This is a genomic window from Prevotella phocaeensis (assembly GCF_900065875.1).
Classification (GTDB): domain Bacteria; phylum Bacteroidota; class Bacteroidia; order Bacteroidales; family Bacteroidaceae; genus Prevotella; species Prevotella phocaeensis.
Genome location: NZ_LT160622.1, coordinates 45,348 through 60,704 on the forward strand (window position 1 = coordinate 45,348; position 15,357 = coordinate 60,704).

Here is a 15,357-nt window from a genome sequence, read left to right on the forward strand (position 1 = left end):
ATATGTACGATAGTGGCATTTCAAGCCGCTGTCGACTTTAGCATACACCGCACACGTTAACATTATTCTTTAGAGAGGAAAGTATGAGTGATTCATGCTTTCCTCTTTTTTCGTTAATAGAGCGAGGGGCACGTGTTTGGCGTATAAAAGATAAACACTAAACAAACTTAAAAATTACGTTTGTATTCGATAAATTACCTAATAAAGTTAGAAATTAGACTGCTATTTGCAGAATTCTAATTAAATTTGCAGCTAAAATAATAATTGGAGTGTAATGAAAAGGAAGCTATTGCCTTTTATCGTGCTGTTTTCAGCCATATTTTTATTCGACTCTTGCCTCAATGATAACGATAATGGAGTGGTTTATTATAATGATACGGCGATTACAGGTTTCACGCCGGGTACGCTGAACCAGTATTTACATACTAAAACAGCTTCGGGTAAGGACAGTGTATATAAGAAAACTCTCACCGGAAGCAAATTTCCGTTCTATATAGACCAGATGAAGAACGAGATTTACAATCCCGACTCTCTGCCTTACGGTACGGATGCAAAACACGTAATCTGTACGATTACAAGTAAAAATTCGGGAGTCATCGCACTGAAATCCATAACGAGCGATTCGATGAAATATCATTCGAACACCGATTCGATAGACTTTACGCAACCGCGCAAAGTATATGTGTACAATCTTTCCAACACTGCCTCGCGGATATATACCGTCCGTGTGAATGTACACCAGCAGGAGCCCGATGTATTCAATTGGGTGAAAGGTCTCCCCGCCAATACACAATTGGCAGCCTTGTCTGCAATGCATGCTGTAGCCAACAACGGAAACATCTACGTATATGGCATAGGTGCAAGCGGCTCAGAAGCATACTCTACTGCCGATACAGATGGCACCCAATGGACGAAGATGGCACTTAATGTAACGCTGAGTGCAGACGCTTGTCGTAACATCGTGGTAAAAGAGAATAAATTTTATGCACTGAACAACGGTACAGTATTGGTTTCTACCGACGGCGCTACGTGGCAGCAGGTAAGCACGGTTGCCAGTCTGAAACGAATGGTCGGTGCAAGCAGCACCAAATTATATGCCGTAACGACCAATAACAAGATTGCGATGTCTGCCGATAACGGCAAAACTTGGAACAACGAATCTATGGATACAGACACCAAAATGCTGCCCACAGAGTCGATCAGCTTTATTAGTACGCCGCTGGCAACCAATGATTCCACCTATAAACTGACTATTGTGGGCAATCGGGATGCCACTGAATTTGCGCAAGACAGTCATGCCATGGTCTGGGGAAAGGTAGAAGAAAACGCACAGAACTCCGAAAACCAGTCGTGGAGCTATTATGAAGTATCGTCAGACAACCGTTTTGTGGCGCCACATCTACGAGGTATTCAGGTTATCGGCTACGGCAACGTTCTGCTTGCTTTCGGTGGAACAGGCATAGGAAGTTACGTTGCAACGCCGTTCTCGCAATTTTATGAAAGTTTGGATGGTGGTATCACATGGAAAAAGAACGAAAATATCACCGTTCCGTCTGATTTCTCTTCAAGCGAAGAGTCGTTCACGATGGTAAAAGACAGCAAGAATTTCGTTTGGATTATCTGCGGGTTATCCGGTCAGGTATGGAAAGGACGAACGAATAAATTGGGATGGGCTACTACTCAAACGTCATTCTACAAATAAATGAAATGATATATAAACGGCTGTCCGTATGAAGAAAACAGTCTTGATGATGGCACTTCTGCTCGGCGTATTGGTTGCAAAAGCGCAAGACGATATGGAGTATCGCATGGAATTTGGTGCGGGTGTGGGCATGGTGTCTTATGAAGGCGATTTCAACGGTAACGTTTTAAAGAATATGCAACCCATGGCATCGGTTATATGGCGTTATAACCTCAGTCCGTACATGGGCTTGAAAGCTATGGGTATATACGGTAAGTTAAAAGGTTCTTCTACCGATGTAAAGACTTATTATCCGGATTTAGAACAAACACCCTATAAGTTTAACAATAGTCTTGTAGATATAGGTCTGACATACGAATACAATTTTTGGCCCTACGGAACCGGTCGTGATTACCGAGGAGCACAAAGGTTAACGCCTTTCGTATTCGGTGGACTGGGCACAACTTATGTGTCGGGCGGCGGTAAAAACGTATTTACGGCCAATATACCATTGGGATTGGGAGTGAAGTATAAGGTAGGAGACCGGCTGAACCTCGGAATTGAATGGGCTATGCACTTCTCGTTGAGCGATAAACTCGACGGCCAGAAGGATCCGTATCAGATATCCAGCAGCGGTATGTTCAAGAATACCGACTGCTATTCCGCACTCCAGATAACGCTGACTTATAGTTTTATGGCCAAATGCAGAACTTGCCACAATGAATACGAATAAAATAGATATGGAACGCATACCGCGCCATATAGCCATAATCATGGACGGTAACGGGCGATGGGCGGCAGAGCAAGGCAAACCGCGCAGCTTCGGACATCAGGCAGGTGTAGATACTGTTCGCCGGATCACATCGGAGTGCACGCGCTTGGGAGTTAAATATCTTACTTTATATACTTTTTCTACAGAGAATTGGAACCGGCCGGCCGACGAGATTTTGGCATTGATGGGACTGGTACTTTCGTCGCTCGAAGACGAAATCTTCATGAAGAATAATGTGCGGTTCCGCGTGATAGGCGATGTAAGTCGTCTGCCCGAAGACGTTCAGCGCAAACTTCGTGAAACCGAGGAGCATACGGCAGCCAACAAAAACATGACGATGGTGGTGGCTTTAAGCTATTCCTCGCGCTGGGAGATCGCCGAAGCCGTGCGGCACATAGCCAAAGAAGCCGTAGCAGGGAATATCAATGTCGACGATATCGACGAAGAAACGGTGTCTCGAGAACTTTCCACAAATTTCATGCCCGATCCCGATCTGCTGATCAGAACGGGCGGCGAGTTGCGCATCTCCAATTATCTGCTTTGGCAGATAGCCTATTCCGAACTGTATTTCTGCAATACCTACTGGCCCGATTTCGACAAAGAAGACCTGCACAAGGCCATTCTAAGTTATCAGAAACGCCAACGTAGATACGGGAAAACCGAAGACCAGATTGAGAACGAAAATAAAAATCAGAATGAATAATATAAATAAGGTGTTGATAGCCGTTGCCGCTTTTACTTGCAGCATGGGCATCCAAGCACAAGATAAGATTGTAAATCCCGACATAAGTTATGCCGGATCGCCCCGTACGCTGATCATCGGAGGCATCAATGTGTCGGGTGTAGACGGTTATGAGGACTATATGCTCACCGGTATTTCAGGCCTGTCGGTAGGCGAAGAGATTGTTGTACCGGGCAATGCCATTACAGATGCCGTGAAAAGGTATTGGAAACATGGCTTGTTTTCCGATGTGTCGATATCGGCCGATTCTATTATCGGCAACAAAATATGGTTGCATGTAAGCCTGCGTACTCGTCCTCGCGTATCGGTTATCAATTATGTGGGGCTCAAGAAAAGCGAACGTGAAGACATGGAAGCCAAGCTGGGTTTGCTCCGTGGAGCACAGATTACGCCGAACATGATAGACCGCGCAAAAATTCTTGCCAAGAAGTATTTTGACGATAAGGGCTTCAAGAATGCCGATATAGAGATACAGCAACGCGATGATGTGGCTAATAAAAATCAGGTTATTCTTGATGTTATCATCGACAAGAAAGAAAAAATGCGTATCCGTAACATTACGATCGACGGAAACAAAGCACTTTCCAATTCCAAGATCAAGGGCGGACTTTTCAAGAAAGGGGCTTTTGCCAAAACTCACGAGGCAGGCAAATTATCTACTTTCCTTAAGTCGAAAAAATATACGCCCGATCGTTGGAAACAAGACCGAGAGAACCTTATCAATAAGTATAACGAACTGGGATACCGAGATGCAACCATCACCGAAGACAGCGTATGGAATGCCGATAATAAACATGTGAACATCTATGTAAAGGTAGACGAAGGGAAGAAATATTTTATCCGTAACGTAACATGGGTGGGAAATACCGTTTATCCGACCGATTACCTAAACGCTATCCTCGGTATGAAGAAAGGCGACGTGTATAATCAGAAGCTACTGAACAAACGTTTGAGGGAAGATGACGATGCTGCCGGAAATCTTTATTACAACAACGGCTACGTTTTTTCGAGTATAGAACCCACAGAAGTAAACATAGACGGGGACTCTATCGACCTTGAAATGCGTGTGCAAGAAGGCCCACAGGCACATTTGAGCCATGTTCGCATCAACGGTAACGACCGTTTGTACGAGAATGTCGTTCGACGCGAACTGCGTACAAAACCCGGAGACTTGTTCTCCAAAGAATCTCTCCAACGTTCGCAGCGCGAATTGGCATCTATGGGACACTTCGATCCTGAAAAGATTATTCCCGATATCAAACCGGATTATGAAAACGGAACAGTAGACGTAAACTGGAATCTTACACAAAAGAGCAACGACCAAGTGGAGTTCTCTCTCGGTTGGGGACAGACTGGAGTCATCGGACGTATAGGTTTGAAACTCAATAACTTCTCCATGCGTAACCTCTTTAACAAAAACCGAGAGCATCGAGGCATTATGCCTATCGGCGACGGAGAGGTTCTTTCCATCGGTGCACAGACCAATGGAACCTATTATCAGTCATATAATGCGAGCTATTCTACTAACTGGTTCGGCGGTAAACGGCCTATTCAGTTCAGCGTGGGAGCCTATTTCAGTAAGCAAACCGACGTATCGAGCAACTATTATAATAGCGGCTATTTGAATAACTATTATAATTATATGTACGGCTATGGCAACTATGCTTACAACAACTATGAGAACTATTACGATCCCGATAAGTATGTAAAACTCTTCGGATTGACACTCGGATGGGGAAAACGCCTGCGCTGGCCCGATGATTACTTCCAGTTATCGGTACAACTTGCTTATACCCGTTACATGTTGAAGAACTGGAGATACTTCTTGCTTACCACTGGTAACTCTAACAACCTTAACCTCAGTGTAGCATTAAGCCGTACATCTACCGATAATCAACTGTTCCCTCGTCGGGGTTCCGAGTTTACTGCTTCGGTAACAATCACACCGCCTTGGTCTAAGTGGGATAATAAAGATTACGAACACCTTGCCACCAATCGCCAATCAGCTACCTATGAAAAGGAGCAACAAGAGAAGTATCGTTGGGTGGAATACCATAAGTGGAAATTCAAATCCAAGACATATACCGCACTTTCAGGCGGCCAGAAGTGTTTCGTTCTTATGACTCGAGTAGAAATGGGCTTGCTGGGCAGCTTCAACAAATACAAGAAATCGCCCTTCGAAACCTATTATATGGGTGGCGATGGTATGAGCGGATATTCTACAAGCTATGCCGAAGAAACCATCGGTTTGCGCGGTTATGAGAACGGATCGCTTACACCTTACGGCTACGAAGGCTATGCCTACGACCGCTTTACACTCGAGCTGCGCTATCCGTTCCTACTCGGCAATACCACTATTTACGGGCTCGGGTTCGTAGAGGCCGGTAATGCGTGGAACGATACCAAGAGATTTAATCCGTTCGACATGAAGCGCAGCGCCGGTTTGGGCGTGCGCATTTTCCTGCCGATGGTAGGTCTTATGGGTATCGACTGGGCTTACGGCTTCGATAAGGTATTCGGTCAGAAAGGCGGAAGTCAGTTCCATTTCATTCTCGGACAAGAATTCTAAAAGCAAAAAGGCTAAGGGGCAAAAAGATAAAAAATACAAAGAAGTCTTGCTGCTCTTGCCTTATATTTAAATTATGGAGGAATAACTATGATGGAAAATAATAAGAAAAAGAATTTTCTAAAGGCATTAAGGTTTTGTTTACCCCTTTACCTTTTTACCTTTTTACCTTTAAACATGAGCGCTCAGAAGTTCGCATTGGTCGATATGGAGTATATTCTTAAAAACATACCTGCCTATGAACGTGCCAACGAACAGCTGAACCAAGTAAGCAAAAAATGGCAGGCAGAGGTAGAAGCGCTAAACACAGAGGCGTCTACTATGTACAAGAACTATCAGAACGAAGTAGTATTTCTTTCCGAAGAGCAAAAGAAAACCCGCCAAGAATCTATCATGAATAAAGAAAAGGAGGCCTCTGATTTGAAGAAAAAATACTTCGGTCCGGAGGGTGAACTATTCAAGAAGCGCACCAGTCTGATATCTCCGATACAGGAAGAAATCTATAATGCCGTTAAAGAAATATCCGAATTACGGGGCTATTCGCTCGTTGTAGACCGTGCATCCAATTCGGGCATCGTTTTCGGATCGCCCAAGGTAGATATCAGCAACGAAGTATTACAGAAGTTAGGCTATGCCAATTAAGAGAATATTTTCTTCGTATTCCCCTTTTAAATAAGAACTGCAAATGCGCTAAAGATAGGGATTTACGTAAAAATATTTAGGGATTTCCTCTCTTCGGTTTTAAACTTAATACATATATTTGCACAATAATCGATTAATAAATAAATTATAGAAAATGAAAAAGCTTATTTTAATGTTGATGCTTTTTGCACCAATGTCGATGTTTGCACAAAAGTTCGGACACATTAATGCACAGCAAGTAATGAACGACATGCCCGAGTTTGTGAAAGCACGTGGCGAACTTGAGGCAACTGCCAAGCAGTACGAAAACGATTTGAAGGCTATGCAGGAAGAGCTACAGCGTAAGTCTGAAGAATACGACAAGACCAAAAGCACAATGAATGCTACCAAACAGAAAGAGACAGAGGCCGCATTACAGAGCATGTATCAAAAGGTGCAGCAAACCTATCAGGACAATTCACAGAATATCCAAAAGGCACAGCAAGAGAAAATGCAGCCTATTACGACCAAACTCGTAAACGCTATTCAGGCAGTAGGCAAGGCAGGCGGCTATGTTTATATTATGGACGTGGCATCCGGCATTCCCTATATCAGCGAAACACTTAGCGAGGATGTTACTTCTAAGGTAAAGGCTGAGCTGGCCAAAATGAAATAATAACGAAGAAAACCTCTGTAAACCGGAGGTACCAAAGGGTGAAAACGTTGCATGCGTTCTCACCCTTCTATCTATACAAGGAGTTGAACTCTCGCAAGTTCACAGCCTATCGGAAGTTAACGGAAAAGCTCTTATTTACCGACTTTCCCTAATTTCCTCAAAAATAGACCGAAAGATTAGTTTTTTAAAAGATTATGAAGAAATTACTTCTATTTGTCGTTCTATTGTCGATATCTTTTGTTGTACAGGCACAAGAACGCCGGTTTAAGTTTGGTTTTATTAGCTACGATGCGGCAATAAAGGCCATGCCGGAATATGTAATAGCGCAGAAAAACATGGCAGACCTTAAAAGTAAGTACGATGCAGAAACCAAACGTTCCGAAGACGAGTTCAACAGAAAATACGAAGAATTCCTCGACGGGCAACACGACTTTGCCCCCTCTATCCTTCAGAAGCGGCAGGCAGAGTTGCAAGATATGATACAAAAGAATGTAGCTTTCAAGAACGAGTCGCGTCGTTTGCTGCAGCAAGCAGAGATAGATGCATATACTCCGCTGCGTACCAAGCTGTCATCGTTGCTTCAAACCATCGGAAAAGAACGAGGTTATGCCTTTATTCTGAATACAGACAATAATGCTGTGCCGTTTGTAGACCTGTCGTTGGGCGAAGATGTTATCGGTTTTGTTAAGGAAACATTTAAGTAATGAAACTTTCCCAAGTACCCGGACCTATCGGAGTCTTTGATTCTGGCTATGGTGGATTGACCATACTCCACGGCATTCGCCAACTTCTACCTCGGTATGATTATATGTATTTGGGCGATAATGCGCGTGCTCCTTACGGTTCGCGGTCTTTCGACGTGGTATATGAGTTTACCCGACAGGCAGTAGCCAAGCTATTCGAGATGGGTTGCCATTTGGTAATACTCGGTTGCAATACGGCTTCGGCAAAAGCATTGCGTACCATACAGCGGCAAGACCTGCCGGTGTGGGACGCCGAGCGCAGGGTGCTGGGGGTAATACGCCCTACGGCAGAGGTCATCGGTACCCTTACCAAAAGCCGACATGTGGGACTATTGGCTACCGAAGGAACCGTACGTAGCGAGAGCTATAAACTCGAAATACGGAAACTATACCCCGATATCAAGGTTACCGGAGTGCCATGCCCGCTGTGGGTTCCTATTATTGAAAACAACGAAGCCGATAGTCCCGGGGCCGATTATTTTGTACAGAAAAGCATTCATCAGCTAATGACTCTTGATCCGCAGATAGACACTATCATCCTCGGTTGCACCCATTATCCGTTACTTATGCCAAAAATATCGAAGTATGTAGGCAAAGGCGTACGCGTTGTTCCGCAGGGCGAATATGTGGCAAAGAGCCTTAAAGATTATCTGCATCGCCATGAAACCATCGAAAAAAAGTGCACCAAAGAGGGCACCTGCCGCTATTTTACTACCGAAAACCCCGAAAAATTCAAGGAAAGCGCACAGATATTCCTGCACAAACAGGTGAACGTAGCGCATATAGATTTAGAAACCGTTTGAGCTAAGCAAACAGAAAATTAAGCAAAGACGAGATTACCTTTTTCTGTATCCCTATCAAACATTATTTCTTTCTTAAAATTATTCCCGTTTCATATTTACACCCTGATAAAGTTATGCTTTATTACATTGGGAGTCAGCTTATCTAAAACTTATAAAGATAGCATTTGCCTATTGAAAGAATTTAGACAGGCCAAAAGCCATTCGCAAGTAGATGTAAAACGGAGAAATGCCTTTCTATATGGCTTATAAATACAGAATATAAGCCATATACTGCCAATGTAAGAAACTTAGAATGCCCATATTTTAACGCACCGAGAAATAAATAACGCTTATTGTTTACGGAGAGAAATAAAACAAGAGTTCCTGCAAGTGCATTGTGCAATTTGCAGGAACTCTTGTTGTTTTTACTTATTATATCTTTATTTCGCAGTTTTCAGTCGCCCCACTCGTCCCAAAAATCGTTTGGTTTGGCGCCGATACCTCCGTCAGGATCTCCTTCTATCGGAGGTTTCTGGTCGGTATTCCCATCTCCGTCGTTATCGAATTGGGAAGCTCCCGGTATTTTTAACAACTCATCAAGATCGATCCTCAAATCTTTTGTTTCGGGTTTGATATATTTATTTTTCATCAGAATATTCCTCATCTTTTATTTTACGATATATTTTTTATTATTCATAATGTAAATGCCTTTAGGCAATCCTTCAACTGAAGTAGCATTTCGGCGTACTACTTGTCCGTTCATATTGTAGACGGTTGCCGGAGTTGTGGCGGTAGAATCGTTTGTAATGCCGTCTATTCCGGTTATATTACCTTCTTCTATACCATCTACATAGAATATCAACCTCTTTGCTTGTGCCTCAGAACCTGTAGCAATCCAGCAACGGAAGCCCTTCACAGGAAGTTTACTTTGAGTGTAATGCCACTTTCCGTTATTAGCACCGAGCACATAAGAGTAGGCCGGAACTGTTGGAGATTGCATATTGATAAGCGATCCGCAGAACTGCAGTTTGCCGTCTGTGGTTGTCGAAGATGTAGAAGATTCCTTTACAATGCCATCCGAATAATCTGTTGATGGATCGGTGGTTAATGTTACGTTGTTGATAACATAATAATCACCCGTAACAGTTACGTGCGTAGTATTGTCTTTCAACAGCTTATCATACGTTCCACTACCGGTAGGAGCCTTGGTCGGCTTGATTATATAAAGCGAATTTGCGTCGAGTGCAGTCGCATTATCATCAGTCAGATCTACGGAAGTAAAGTCTATTCTTTGCTTAAGACTGGTAGACTGTTTAGGCATTTTAGAGAGTTTTACATCTTCTCCGAATGCTGTTTTCACCTGACTGGCTTTAAGAGAAACAGGCAATACGATAGAACTCCATTGGCCTTCTTTCATAGTACGTTTTAATATGAGCGTACTTGCAGCATTGGAATCAACCTGCTGTGAGATATAATCTAAAGATGTTTCGTCTTCAGACAATACCATATCACGGTTACCGCAATACTGCAATTGGAAGTTATCCCAGCAAGTCCAATCAAGGTCTTTCCTAGAACCCGATATTTTGATACCGATTTCTAAGACATCTCCATCATGCGGAACATACACGAGAATGGAATTCTCATATCCACCTTTTGCAAATAGTTTACCTGCTTTAACGTACGGACTTTCTATAGAAACATCATCTTTTGTGTATATACGTTTCATATCTTCCACTGTATATTCAATATCATCTTTAAGAGTTTCTAATCTTGTTCTTACATTAGAACGATCTTCTGTTGTTCCCTGAACTCTTGCAAATAATCTTGATACCATGCCACTACTATATGCATTATAAAAGCCATTGCAAGATACTCTATACCAACCAGCCTTTAATGTAGTTATGTTTTGTTTAACACTTCCGTTTGCTTTGTCATGATAACCGAGATTGCGTACATTGGCATTGGTATAACCTGCGTAAGTTGCCATATATGTATTACTACTAATAGAACCGTTGCCTACATAATAAGTTTCTTCCTTAGAAGGATTGAAAAGAAATTTGTCATCATGAGTACCAACGATACCTTCGCTTGTAACCCATTTATCTATATACGTATTACCACGCTCGAAATTTTGATCGTAGATAAGGAATGTTGCATCAGCAGGATCTTCATCTGAAGCGTAGGTCTCTTTAAAAACTTCTTTTAAATCTTTTTTCGTAATTATTTTCCATTGACTGTATTCGCCATTAGGAGTATTAGGATATTCGATATCATAGTTTTTTCCCGTGCCGGTTGTTGCCATTGTTAGATAACGGATTCCACCCATTCCTTCTGTCATCTCGTTATTATCGAATGAGATATGGTAGGTCTTGCTACCCGTAGATGTCTCTTTAAATGTCCAATCCAAAATACCATTTTTATGAGTAGTATTCGTAAAGGGGTCTTTCCAATCTACACCTCTGTCTACATATACATGGTTATAGTTGATTTTATCGTTATATCCCGGTGTATCCATACGGCGTCCGAAAGCAATATTCTTTCCTTCCGTTGTAACCAAAGGTCCGGTCATACGATAGTAAGTAGAACCTGATTTCTGGATATGCACCGTCATACCAACGTTAAACCCTACAACTACAGTACCCCAATAGCTACCGGTATTAAGATATTCGCCGGTCCCTACATTATATAGATACACCGTTCCCATGTCTTCATCAGTTTCATCAGCAACCGTAGATACGGAATTTCCTATCCATTCATGATTTGCGTCCTGTCCTTGTGCCATTAACATATTCGGGAAGCAAAAGCCGAGTAGGTATAAGACTGATAAATAAAAATACTTTTTCTTCATCTATTCACTTTTATAAAATTATTTCTGTATTTTCTTACTATATACTATTTTACGATATACTTTTTGTTATTCATAATGTAAATGCCTTTAGGCAATCCTTCAACTGAAGTAGCATTACGACGCACTACTTGTCCGTTTACATTGTATACAGTACCCGAAGGAGTTTCGGATGTATTGATAACATTTTGGTCAATTGCTGTTATATAACCCTCTTCTACTCCATCGATAAAGAATGATATTGTCTTTGCTTGTACATCAGAACTCGTCGCTATCCAGCAACGAAAACCATTGATAGGAAGCGAATGTTGTGTGAAATGCCATTTCCCATCCTTGGCTCCCAACACATATGAATTGGCAGGAACAATATTTGTTGTCTGCTTAATTTGCGTTCCACAGAATTGTAACTTTTGATCAACAGTGGTCGAAGTCTTGGCATTTTCTTTAAATGTAGCAGTCGGAGCAGTTTTTAATGTAACGTTGTTAATAGTGTAATAAGGAGCCTGTACGGTAATCGTATTACCTGTTTCAATAATTTTCGAATAAGAACCATCTGTAACATTTGCACTTCTTGTAGGTTTCATAATATAAAGTTTCGATGGTTCTATTACCACATCATCGTCGTTAGTGAGACTTACAGTTTCGAAATCTATTCGCGATGGTATGCTTTCGTCTTGACCTTTTAGCTTGGAGAGCTTAGCTTGATCGCCAAAAGCTGTCTTGAATTGGGCTGCAGTGAGCGACACGGGAAGCGTGATGGAATTCCATAATCCCGGCGTCATCGTGCGCTTCAGTATCAGCGTATAAGCATTATTCGGATTAGTTTGCTTTTCCATATAGTCAACAGAGGTCTGTGCTTCATCCAAAATCATATCGTTATTACCACAATATTGTAATTGGAAATTATCGAAAGCCGTCCAGTCCAAATCACCTGTAGAGTTCTCTACTTTAATGCCGATATCAAGAATATCTCCATCGTTAGGAACATATACCAAGATAGAATTGTTATAAGTATTCTTCTCAAACAATTGTGCTGCCTTGATATAAGGACTAATATCATTAATGTCCAAACCATTGTGTTTTGTCGATGTTTTAGTAAGATCGTCAACAGAATAGCTTATTTCGCCATATAAATAATTCAATGTGGTAGATACATTCGACTTTCCATCATTACTATTTTGCACTTTTGCAAATAGACTTGCAGAGATATCGCTACCGTTGTCGGCATTATAAAAACCATCGCATGATACTCTATACCAACCTTTCTTCAGCGTCTTAACCGACTGTGTCATCGTACCGTTTGCATTCTCGTCATGTCCTACGTTACGAATAGAGCCAATCCAATACTTGCCGTAATGCCTTTGGTATTTATCAGCCATAATTCCTCTGTTACCGACAAAGAATGAGTAAGAGGCTTCAGGTGAGAAGGCATGGGCATAAGCTCCCACATTTTCTTTGCTTGTAAGTCCGGTGCGTACCCATTTTACAACATCTGCATTGCTGATATCAAAGTTCTGATCGGCAATTAAGAAAGTAGCATCAGCAGGAGTCTCATTAGATGCAAACTGCTCTTTAAAAGCATCTTTTAGGTCTTTTAATGTAACAATCTGCCATAAACAGTTTTCATCTGTAGTATTTACAGATGTAGGATAATTTATTTCATTACGTTTTGTATCAGCATTTGTTGTAACGCTTAAATAACGTTTACCCCCAATAACACTATTTGTGCCATTATCGATATAAAGAGTATAATAGGTTTTTCCGTCACGACTAACATCCGTAATAACCCAATCGCAATGGTCTTGATCAGGGGTTTTTACACCGCGATCACAATAAATACGATCCCAATCGAACTGTTTTTCACCATCGCTTGCACCGAGAGAAGGGAAACCTAAGTACTTTCCACTTTCGGTACTAATAGGACCTTGTATCTTATAAGTTCCATTAGCATTCTTAGTTATAACGAGCGGCATCCCCACTTTGAAAGCAGAAATACTCGTTCCCCAATAACTACCTGTATTCAAGTATTTGCCTGAACCTACATTATACAAATAAAAAGTTTTCACATCGTGATCGGTACTTGTCATCACTGTACTAACAGTATTACCAATCCATTTGAATTTAGAATCTTGTCCTTGCGCCATAAGTGCAAGCGATTGTACCAATCCTAACACTATAAGAATTGGATAACAGAATAAACGTATTCCTCTCATATCGCAAAAATAAATGTAATTTTAATAACTCTCTATGATGTTTGTTATATCACTGCATTTTATATGTAAACTAACGTTTTAAGCATTTGCCGTGCAAAATTAATTCTTTTTTATATAAAAAGTCGTATTGTTTCCAAAAGTTCTCATAAAACTAACATAATTTATTGTTTATTATATAATCACTTTGTAAAATAAACAAAAATTTACTGTTAGGATTGAAGAGTTCTAATTTAAGACTGAATTATATACTGTTTCAGAAAATAAACAAAGAAACCTATATAGATTATTCGCTGTAATTGTTCCGTTTCTATTTACAATACTATTGGCCTGCCCTCGTTCTATTATTCTATTGTTGATATCCAATTATTACCGTAATTGGGCAAATCATTAGTTCATTTACCGACCGGTATCGCGGCATCTCAAACAATCGGAACAAAACGGCATGTACTGCCGTAAGCCTGCTTTCGTAAACTAAAAGAAATAAAAGCGGCAATAAAATAATCGTATTTATTCAATATATCGCAGCAGATTGCCACAACGACAATTATCAAGCATATAACTTAAGTACAATAACACATCCGTATAAAGTAGATACAAACTACATGTATCTCTCTTATTTTATACATGTTATAAAATAAGGTGCACCAAATAGTTATAACAATAGAAAAATATACTTCGATCAAGAGTTGTTATAACAGCAGTTGTTTGGCAAATTCCCAAACAACAACACCCGCAGTTACCGATACATTTAGTGAGTGTTTAGTGCCTAATTGGGGTATTTCAAGGCAGCTGTCGCAGCAATCTATCACCGTTTGTTTCACGCCTTTTACCTCATTACCGAACACTACGGCGTATTTCTTCGCACGGTTTAACCGTAGTGTCTGTAACTTAACGGAGCCTTCGGCTTGCTCTACGGCATAACAAAAATAGCCCTCCAGTCTTAGTTGCCGTATTGCCTTTTCGGTCTGCGCAAAGTATTTCCACTCTACACTGTTTTCACCTCCAAGTGCTGTTTTATGTATTTCGGCACTGGGAGGCGTGGCCGTAATGCCGCAAAGATATACGGCTTCCACGCGAAAAGCATCGCAGGAGCGGAACACAGAGCCTACATTATGAAGCGAACGCACATCATCGAGCACAACAACGAGCGGCAACTTCGGGGCTTCTTTGAACTCTTCCACCGTGAGGCGGTGCATCTCTATGGTCTTCAGTTTGCGCATATCAGCAGCTTATTCAACATCCTGTTCGCTTTCTTTCGTCTTGTATGCCAGCGCATACAAGCGTACCTGTTTCACCATAGCAAGCAATCCGTTGCTGCGAGTAGGCGAAAGATGGTCTTTCAATCCTATCTTATCGATGAAATAGAGGTCGGCATCGAGGATTTCCTGTGGTGTATGATTGTTGATTACCCGTATAAGCAAAGCAATGATACCTTTTACTATAAGGGCATCACTATCGGCAGTAAACACGAGTTTACCGTCTATATAATCGCACTGGAGCCACACCCGACTCTGACATCCGTCAATAAGATTAGACTCGGTTTTATACTTTTCATTCAATACATCGAGCTCATTACCCAAATCGATGAGCATTTGATATTTGTCCATCCAGTCGGTAAACTCCGAAAACTCTTCTATTATCTCGTCTTGCAGTTCGTTTATTGTCATAATAGGTGATTGGTTTATCTGAATCATAATGCCACTCTGCCAGCCATAA

General features: G+C 41.4%; 13 protein-coding genes. 8 read left to right on the forward strand and 5 right to left on the reverse strand.

Annotated elements, in window-relative coordinates; all coding sequences use genetic code 11:
• Window positions 1-274 precede the first annotated feature (274 nt).
• The 8 genes from BN3912_RS03520 to murI all read left to right on the forward strand — a co-directional run bounded on the left by BN3912_RS03520 (window position 275) and on the right by murI (window position 8,604).
• Window positions 275-1,702: a BamI family beta-barrel-assembly machinery protein gene (locus tag BN3912_RS03520; RefSeq protein WP_004369087.1), complete on the forward strand. Its 1,428-nt coding sequence runs from the start codon at window positions 275-277 to the stop codon at window positions 1,700-1,702.
• A gap of 28 nt (window positions 1,703-1,730) precedes the next feature.
• Window positions 1,731-2,414, forward strand: coding sequence for a type IX secretion system protein PorG (gene porG / locus BN3912_RS03525; protein WP_023984129.1), 684 nt, complete (start codon window positions 1,731-1,733; stop codon window positions 2,412-2,414).
• Window positions 2,401-3,156 (forward strand): isoprenyl transferase, encoded by a 756-nt coding sequence (locus tag BN3912_RS03530; RefSeq protein WP_036859365.1) that lies wholly within the window; start codon window positions 2,401-2,403, stop codon window positions 3,154-3,156. The genes porG and BN3912_RS03530 overlap by 14 nt, the downstream gene beginning before the upstream one ends.
• Window positions 3,149-5,764 carry a BamA/OMP85 family outer membrane protein gene (locus tag BN3912_RS03535; RefSeq protein WP_023984131.1) on the forward strand — a complete coding sequence of 872 codons (2,616 nt, stop codon included), beginning with the start codon at window positions 3,149-3,151 and terminating at the stop codon, window positions 5,762-5,764. The genes BN3912_RS03530 and BN3912_RS03535 overlap by 8 nt, the downstream gene beginning before the upstream one ends.
• Before the next feature lie 90 nt (window positions 5,765-5,854).
• Window positions 5,855-6,403: an OmpH/Skp family outer membrane protein gene (locus tag BN3912_RS03540; RefSeq protein WP_023984132.1), complete on the forward strand. Its 549-nt coding sequence runs from the start codon at window positions 5,855-5,857 to the stop codon at window positions 6,401-6,403.
• A 154-nt stretch (window positions 6,404-6,557) separates the two neighbouring features.
• On the forward strand, window positions 6,558-7,058 hold the full coding sequence (locus tag BN3912_RS03545) for an OmpH/Skp family outer membrane protein (RefSeq protein ID WP_004369093.1): 501 nt from the start codon (window positions 6,558-6,560) through the stop codon (window positions 7,056-7,058).
• Window positions 7,059-7,252: 194 nt separating this feature from the next.
• A complete protein-coding gene (locus BN3912_RS03550; RefSeq protein WP_023984133.1) occupies window positions 7,253-7,762 on the forward strand; it encodes an OmpH family outer membrane protein in 510 nt (169 codons plus the stop codon).
• Window positions 7,762-8,604 (forward strand): glutamate racemase, encoded by an 843-nt coding sequence (murI, locus tag BN3912_RS03555; protein WP_004369095.1) that lies wholly within the window; start codon window positions 7,762-7,764, stop codon window positions 8,602-8,604. The genes BN3912_RS03550 and murI overlap by 1 nt, the downstream gene beginning before the upstream one ends.
• Before the next feature lie 433 nt (window positions 8,605-9,037).
• Here murI and BN3912_RS03560 read toward each other — a convergent pair whose 3' ends face one another.
• The 5 genes from BN3912_RS03560 to BN3912_RS03580 form a co-directional block, all read right to left on the reverse strand.
• A complete protein-coding gene (locus BN3912_RS03560; RefSeq protein ID WP_004369097.1) occupies window positions 9,038-9,247 on the reverse strand; it encodes a hypothetical protein in 210 nt (69 codons plus the stop codon).
• A 3-nt stretch (window positions 9,248-9,250) separates the two neighbouring features.
• Window positions 9,251-11,431, reverse strand: coding sequence for a hypothetical protein (locus BN3912_RS03565; RefSeq protein WP_023984134.1), 2,181 nt, complete (start codon window positions 11,429-11,431; stop codon window positions 9,251-9,253).
• A gap of 44 nt (window positions 11,432-11,475) precedes the next feature.
• Entirely contained in the window at window positions 11,476-13,572 is a 2,097-nt protein-coding gene (locus BN3912_RS03570; protein ID WP_051403442.1) for a hypothetical protein, read from the reverse strand.
• 758 nt (window positions 13,573-14,330) lie between these two features.
• A complete protein-coding gene (locus BN3912_RS03575) occupies window positions 14,331-14,861 on the reverse strand; it encodes an RNA methyltransferase (RefSeq protein ID WP_023984136.1) in 531 nt (176 codons plus the stop codon).
• A gap of 9 nt (window positions 14,862-14,870) precedes the next feature.
• On the reverse strand, window positions 14,871-15,308 hold the full coding sequence (locus BN3912_RS03580) for a SufE family protein (RefSeq protein WP_016665425.1): 438 nt from the start codon (window positions 15,306-15,308) through the stop codon (window positions 14,871-14,873).
• Window positions 15,309-15,357: the final 49 nt, after the last annotated feature.

What these genes read in the sequence shown, in the direction of transcription:
- BN3912_RS03550 (WP_023984133.1), top strand. Translation starts at nt 7,253, where the DNA reads ATGAAGAAATTACTTCTATTTGTCGTTCTATTGTCGATATCTTTTGTT.
- BN3912_RS03575 (WP_023984136.1), bottom strand. Translation starts at nt 14,861, where the DNA reads ATGCGCAAACTGAAGACCATAGAGATGCACCGCCTCACGGTGGAAGAG.
- BN3912_RS03570 (WP_051403442.1), bottom strand. Translation starts at nt 13,572, where the DNA reads ATGGCGCAAGGACAAGATTCTAAATTCAAATGGATTGGTAATACTGTT.
- murI (WP_004369095.1), top strand. Translation starts at nt 7,762, where the DNA reads ATGAAACTTTCCCAAGTACCCGGACCTATCGGAGTCTTTGATTCTGGC.
- BN3912_RS03560 (WP_004369097.1), bottom strand. Translation starts at nt 9,247, where the DNA reads ATGAGGAATATTCTGATGAAAAATAAATATATCAAACCCGAAACAAAA.
- BN3912_RS03530 (WP_036859365.1), top strand. Translation starts at nt 2,401, where the DNA reads ATGAATACGAATAAAATAGATATGGAACGCATACCGCGCCATATAGCC.
- BN3912_RS03545 (WP_004369093.1), top strand. Translation starts at nt 6,558, where the DNA reads ATGAAAAAGCTTATTTTAATGTTGATGCTTTTTGCACCAATGTCGATG.
- BN3912_RS03535 (WP_023984131.1), top strand. Translation starts at nt 3,149, where the DNA reads ATGAATAATATAAATAAGGTGTTGATAGCCGTTGCCGCTTTTACTTGC.
- BN3912_RS03580 (WP_016665425.1), bottom strand. Translation starts at nt 15,308, where the DNA reads ATGACAATAAACGAACTGCAAGACGAGATAATAGAAGAGTTTTCGGAG.
- BN3912_RS03565 (WP_023984134.1), bottom strand. Translation starts at nt 11,431, where the DNA reads ATGAAGAAAAAGTATTTTTATTTATCAGTCTTATACCTACTCGGCTTT.
- BN3912_RS03540 (WP_023984132.1), top strand. Translation starts at nt 5,855, where the DNA reads ATGGAAAATAATAAGAAAAAGAATTTTCTAAAGGCATTAAGGTTTTGT.
- porG (WP_023984129.1), top strand. Translation starts at nt 1,731, where the DNA reads ATGAAGAAAACAGTCTTGATGATGGCACTTCTGCTCGGCGTATTGGTT.
- BN3912_RS03520 (WP_004369087.1), top strand. Translation starts at nt 275, where the DNA reads ATGAAAAGGAAGCTATTGCCTTTTATCGTGCTGTTTTCAGCCATATTT.